The 6,133-nt window shown below is 43.1% G+C and carries 7 protein-coding genes; all 7 read right to left on the bottom strand.

The window, feature by feature from the left end; all coding sequences use genetic code 11:
• Positions 1-655, bottom strand: a 655-nt coding sequence (locus AC29Z1_RS11905; RefSeq protein WP_488271683.1) for a DUF421 domain-containing protein, incomplete at its 3' end; no start/stop codon positions are given.
• Between the two features lie 72 nt (positions 656-727).
• Positions 728-1,825, bottom strand: a complete 1,098-nt coding sequence (locus AC29Z1_RS11900; RefSeq protein WP_488271682.1) for a 6-phosphofructokinase — start codon at positions 1,823-1,825, stop codon at positions 728-730.
• A gap of 79 nt (positions 1,826-1,904) precedes the next feature.
• Positions 1,905-2,651 (bottom strand): RNA polymerase sporulation sigma factor SigH, encoded by a 747-nt coding sequence (gene sigH / locus AC29Z1_RS11895; protein WP_488271681.1) that lies wholly within the window; start codon positions 2,649-2,651, stop codon positions 1,905-1,907.
• Between the two features lie 167 nt (positions 2,652-2,818).
• Positions 2,819-3,334 carry an NYN domain-containing protein gene (locus AC29Z1_RS11890; RefSeq protein WP_488271680.1) on the bottom strand — a complete coding sequence of 172 codons (516 nt, stop codon included), beginning with the start codon at positions 3,332-3,334 and terminating at the stop codon, positions 2,819-2,821.
• Positions 3,335-3,352: 18 nt separating this feature from the next.
• A complete protein-coding gene (locus tag AC29Z1_RS11885; RefSeq protein WP_488271679.1) occupies positions 3,353-4,771 on the bottom strand; it encodes a VanW family protein in 1,419 nt (472 codons plus the stop codon).
• On the bottom strand, positions 4,768-5,520 hold the full coding sequence (gene rlmB, locus AC29Z1_RS11880) for a 23S rRNA (guanosine(2251)-2'-O)-methyltransferase RlmB (RefSeq protein WP_488271678.1): 753 nt from the start codon (positions 5,518-5,520) through the stop codon (positions 4,768-4,770). Before rlmB ends, AC29Z1_RS11885 begins: the two co-directional genes overlap by 4 nt.
• A 220-nt stretch (positions 5,521-5,740) precedes the next feature.
• On the bottom strand, positions 5,741-6,133 hold a 393-nt coding region (locus AC29Z1_RS11875), incomplete at its 5' end, for an HD-GYP domain-containing protein (RefSeq protein ID WP_488271677.1).

The following is a 6,133-nucleotide window of genomic DNA, read 5'->3' as shown; positions in this document are numbered from 1 at the left end:
ATTGCTTATGCTGATCCATAAAAGCAATAAAAACATTGTGAATACTATCTTGGTGCAAATGACGAAATTCTTCAATCTGGCGTGCAGAAAAACCCAGTTTTGTTAACGCATCTTCCTGTAACTTTCCCTCTAAAATTACTGGTATTAAAATGCTGTTAGGACTGACGCTTAGATTGACCTGCTTAGGTGTCAGCGGCAGATGCTCTGCCTTTTTTAATACACTTACCCTGCCATGCGGCTCTAAAACAGCAAGCTCAACTGTGGTTATATCAAATACATCTCTTTCCCGCAAAAGTTGCAATAAAGTCTCGACAGGCATATGTACTCTTCGTAGGTTTTTCTTAATAATCTGTCCGTTCTCTACCAAAATAAGGGGTTTAAAATTCAGTCTATGATTTAATGGTCGTATTTTAATACTAAGCCAACCAAATAGCAATTGCAGGCCACCAAGCGCAAGAAGTGCAATAAGCGAACTAACAAGTTCTGTCTGATGGTCAACAATCAGCGATCCGGCTACCGCACCAATGGTAAGCGAAGTTATAAAGTCAAATGAACTAAATTCCCCTAACTGACGCCGGCCAATCGCCAGCATAATAATAAACAGAACCCCCATACCTGCAACTACCCGAAACAGGGTAATGCCCAAGGTTTCCATCACAGCCCTCCATTGCACAGCTACAACCAACTACGCAATATTTAGGCTTAGTGTAACCCAACTCCAACTGTTTTAATCCCCAAAACAAATACCAATAGCTCGGCCTGCTTGCAGGAGTTCATTATCTGCAGTGATATTATTGGCCTTGCCGGCAATGTCGGCAATTGGTATCCGAATAATTTGGTCTTTTTGCAAGGCCACCATATTGCCGAATGCACCGTCCAGTATACATGTAACAGCAGCCACCCCATAACGGGTAGACAGTATCCGATCAAAAGCCGTAGGTGTACCGCCACGCTGCACATGCCCCAGCACCGTACAACGCGATTCTATACCTGTAAGCTGCTCGATGGTCCTCGCTAATTTTTCGCCAGCCCCTCCTAAGCGGATTTTCTCATGACTGCCTTCAACAATTCGCGATACCGATATTTCTCCGCCCTGAGGATAAGCCCCCTCTGCAATAACAATTAAACTGAATTGGCGGCCATTTTGTTGGCGTTCCTTAATTTTCGCAATAACCGAATCAATACGAAACGGTATCTCCGGAACTAAAATGCAATCCGCACCGCCAGCCATACCGGCATGCAATGCGATCCAACCAGCATAACGCCCCATGACTTCTAGAATCATGACCCGATGGTGAGATTCGGCCGTAGTATGTAAACGGTCCAATGCCTCTGCAGCAACACTAACCGCAGTATCAAAGCCGAAGGTTCTTTCTGTACCCGGTATATCATTATCAATAGTTTTTGGAACAGCAACTACTGGCAACCCCAGTTGATAAAACTGTGCAGCAATTTTAAGGCTGCCATCACCACCAATAACGACAAGGGCATCAATCCCTGCCTGTCTTATATTTGCCAATGCTTGCCCAGACATATCTTCATAGGTAATTTGGCCAGCTTTGATTACAGGATAATGAAACGGATTATCACGGTTAGTGGTTCCTAATATCGTACCGCCACGCGGCAAAATTCCAGCAACACTGTCATTTGTCATTTCAACCAATTGGTTGTTCACCATACCGCCGAACCCGTTTTTTATCCCCCACACTTTAAGGCCGTGCCCCAGAGCAGTCCGCACGACAGCTCTGATAACAGCATTCAGACCAGGCGCATCCCCACCACCTGTAAGTACACCAATTGTTTTTACCTGATTAGCGTCAGCCATTCAACCACCCCATCTATATTATAACCACAAAGACCATAAACAAAAAATGACACCGCCTGGTGTCATTTTTGTTGCTCCATTACTCCTCATAATTATCACTGTAGCTGGCCAATTCTGTAGATGAAAGTTCTTTATTATTAATCCCAGTAAGACCTTTATATACACCACGAATATCGCTATCTTCACCGCGATTCTCCAGATAACGTTCCAATTTACGTTTTACCCGTTGCAGTGCATTATCTATCGATTTAACATGGCGTTCCAGTTCGACGGCAATTTCCTGGTACGATTTGCCATCAAGGTAAGACATAAGTACCTTCCATTCAAGATCACTTAAAATCTCGCCCATTTTTTCTTCGATATCAACAAATTCTTCACGACTGATAACCAATTCTTCAGGATCAGTCACTTTAGAACCAGACAGCACATCCAGAAGCGTACGGTCAGAATCCTCATCATAAATCGGTTTATTCAGAGATACATAGGAGTTCAACGGAATATGCTTTTGCCTGGTAGCTGTTTTAATAGCTGTAATAATTTGCCGAGTTACACATAACTCAGCAAATGCTCTAAAGGATGAGAGCTTATCATTGCGAAAGTCCCGAATAGCTTTGTATAAGCCAATCATACCTTCTTGAATGATATCTTCTCGCTCAGCGCCGATTAAAAAATATGACCTGGCTTTAGCCCGCACAAAGTTGCGATATTTATTAATCAAATACTCCAGAGCGACCGTGTTGTCATTATCTTTGGCGTCAAATACTATTTCTTCATCAGTTAAGTTGTCAAAACAACTATACAGATCGCGTTGAGTATTAACCCGCAACGCATCGCCCCCACCAGTGTTATTTTGCTGTCTAAAACGGTCATATCGTTTTTGCGCTCAATGACCATTTATACACATAGAAAAAATAAAAGTGCACTAAATAATTTTAGTGCCATGCCATATTGGTACATGTCTTAACATATTAAATTATACTTGCTAAACCAAAGTTAGTCAAGCCCATCACGCCGCATAGCATCAAGGCGTTTTAAGATATCTTTTCCCAGACGGCTGCTAAGTTCATGACGATCCCGAGCCAGTACCTTCCGGGAAATTTCGGTACTAATTTGACGTTTAACAATAGTAATATCATTTTTTAGTTCACGGGCAGAGATCCTAAAAGCGCCTGCACCTAAAACAAACATTTGCTCGGCTCCGTCAGAAGTGACAACATAGATACGCTCACCCTGACGCGCGAGATAATATACCATTTTCTCAATACAACTGTCAGCCGTTTCGCCTTCTTTGGTATAAATGACTTCCATATCACCCGTTCGGCTCTGGGTTATACTCTTCCCGGGTGCCAGATGTGCATCAAATACAACTATAGTCCTAAAACCCTTGTAGGCTCCGTATTCGCTAAGCATGTCCACAAGTTTGTCACGAGCATATTCTAAATTTTCCTTGTCAATAAGCTCTGGCCAAGCATTAATGACATTATAACCATCCACAATTAACAAATCCATCAAATACAATTCTCCAATCTATTGCGTGCTGGCGGCTTCCGGTTGTTTTTCCAACCGTCCTGCGGGCGCAAGCGGCTTTGAAGACTGCTGTGTCTCAGACTGCACTGGTTTAGGCTCTGGCCCAAATCGTACTATAGTATTATCAGGAGCGTACTTATCGCGAGATAATATCTCACGTTTCAGTTCTTTGCCAGCATTATCGCGAATAATTCGCGTAACAGTTACTTCATAACCTGGCTTGCCAGGTTTTTCGATTTTACTTTGTCCTGGCGCTAAGGTTGGGTCAGGTTTTTTTACAATCGCGGGTTCAATCACTTGTTGCTGAGTTACCATAATCTCAATATGTTTATCTAGTGCTTTTTGGCCAAAAATACCTACATGCAATTCATTACCAATAGTTTCAGCCATAATCATAATCGGACCCAAACTATTGTTAACAAATTTAAAATCAATTGCATCATAAACAACAGTAGCATCCCGTCCCAGCGGAACATAGCTAAGTGGTTTAGAATGATTAGTGCGTTCGATAACCTTAAGCCCGGTCAGAAGTACCGCATTATATAACGTAGAAGAAACCTGACATACCCCACCGCCGATTCCAGGCACAAACTCACCGTTAATAATCTCCATGGCTTCTTTAAAACCTTGCGATTTCTCCCTTGGGCCCACCGTGTCATTGTAGGAAAAGATTTGCCCAGGGTAAAGTATTTTGCCATTAATTTTCTGAGCTGACAACTTAACGTTAGCCGTTCTGTTAGTATCCTCGGGGTTAAATTTAGTAGTATATACAGCAATTAATTCCTTAATACCGTTTTGCGATAACTCATTCGCAGTAATTTGTGGATACACTGGCTTAACTGGCAACACAATGGTGCTGCTATCAACCTGGTTAAGAGCGGCCACCACTTTTTCTTTTAATGTAGTTATGTCAAGCTCGCGTCCTTCTTCCTCTGGCACGATACCACCTGTCCTAAGACTTAAGGTCGCATTACGTGGTGAGCGATTAACGGTTTCCTGCAGATGTTCTATAATGCTATCTAATTTACTCTCATTATACTTGATTGCTAAGGGAATAGACCAGCCCTCATTCTTCGCAACACGGATTTTTTTTAATCTGTCCCATACTGATCCTTCGCGTCCAAATTGCCATACGGCATCAGCCGTTGCATCCACATCAATAACATAATCTATATTTTCCGGCTCAATTCGAAACGTAGTAGTTTCATACATCAAGAGAATCGGTTTGAGCATCCCACCTTGCTGCCAAGTTGCGATCAATTGTGCGACCTCATCCCGGGTTCTACCACCAAGTTCAACTTTTGCTACCTGAACTCCAGTATATACTGTTTGGGCAAACAGCGGCCGGACCAGCCAACAAGCGGCTGCCCCTAAGGCAATTACTGCCACTGCTAACATCACGCCCACCCAGCGTTTCATTTTTCTTTCATCTCCCTTTGTCTAAGTACTTCGTAAAGCAACAGTGAACAGGCTACTGAAGCATTCAGCGAAGAGATTTTTCCCTTCATAGGTATCCTGACGACAAAATCACAGGCTTCTTTGGTTAACCGTCCCATCCCTTGCCCTTCACTGCCGACAACAATAACAACAGGGCCTGTGAGATCTGCTTCATAGTAATTTTTTGTTCCGTCCATATCTGCGCCAACTATCCACATTCCCTGTTTTTTCAAAGTTTTTAAGGTTTGTGCCACATTTCCTATTCTGGCAACTGGTACATGTTCGACAGCTCCTGCCGAAGTTTTGGCGACCGTTTGGGTAAGAGGACAGCTGCGTCTTTTGGGTATTAAGACGCCATGAACTCCGGTAGCATCAGCGGTACGTAAAATGGCACCTACATTATGCGGATCAGCCAGTTCATCAAGAAGAACCAAAAAAGGCGGCTCATCCTTGGCATACGCAGCCGATAACATATCTTCAAGTTCAACATACGCCACCGGAGCTGCTAAAGCCACCACGCCTTGGTGACGCACGCCGCCTGACAGTTGGTCAAGTTTAGGCATTTCTACCTCTTGAATAACCAATCCCTGTTCCTTTGCCTTGACAATAATATCACGTATCGATCCCTGGCGCTCTCCTTTCGCGATGAGAATTTTATTTAATGAACGCCCTGCCCTCAGGGCTTCCAGTACACTATTGCGTCCAACAATAATTTCGGCCTTATCTGTCATTGTTATCGCTCCCTCGGCGTAAAGCCATATTTTCCATTGTACTATTGCAAAGCCAAGTGTAAAGATTCTATTAAGTAAGTTTCTCGCTCCGTTTGGAACTAAACGATTCACACAGGTTCTTGCGTCGCTAACGCTCCTAACAACTTGGTTCTCTGCTTATATTATGAAAAAAAGGCAGAATATAATCCTGCCATTATCCCCTAATTACCAATTTGCTATCTTACGATACTTCGGCAATATATACAGCCGGATTCACTGTCATATCAATAGTTAGTGTGGTATTTACACGGTTGCCGGCTTCATCCTTTGTAATATTAATAATCGGTTTGGTCTTTAGCTCATCAGCATAATCATGAACAACGCCTATCGCCTGATTGTTTAGACGAACAATGGCACCTAATGGATAGATAACCACATTGCTAACCAAAACCCGGATGAGCTCTGGATTAAAATAAGTCGCTCCTGTCTTTTCAATAATGGCTAATGTATCATATACTGACAAAGCTTTGCGGTAAGGCGTGTTGGCAGTCATAGAAGAATACACGTCTGCAATAGCAGTAATTTGGGCAAATTCATGAATCCCGCTTCCCTTCGCTCCACGCGGATAGCCGCT

This window comes from Sporomusa sp., assembly GCF_057736855.1.
This window is presented reverse-complemented; position numbering and strand designations above follow the sequence as displayed.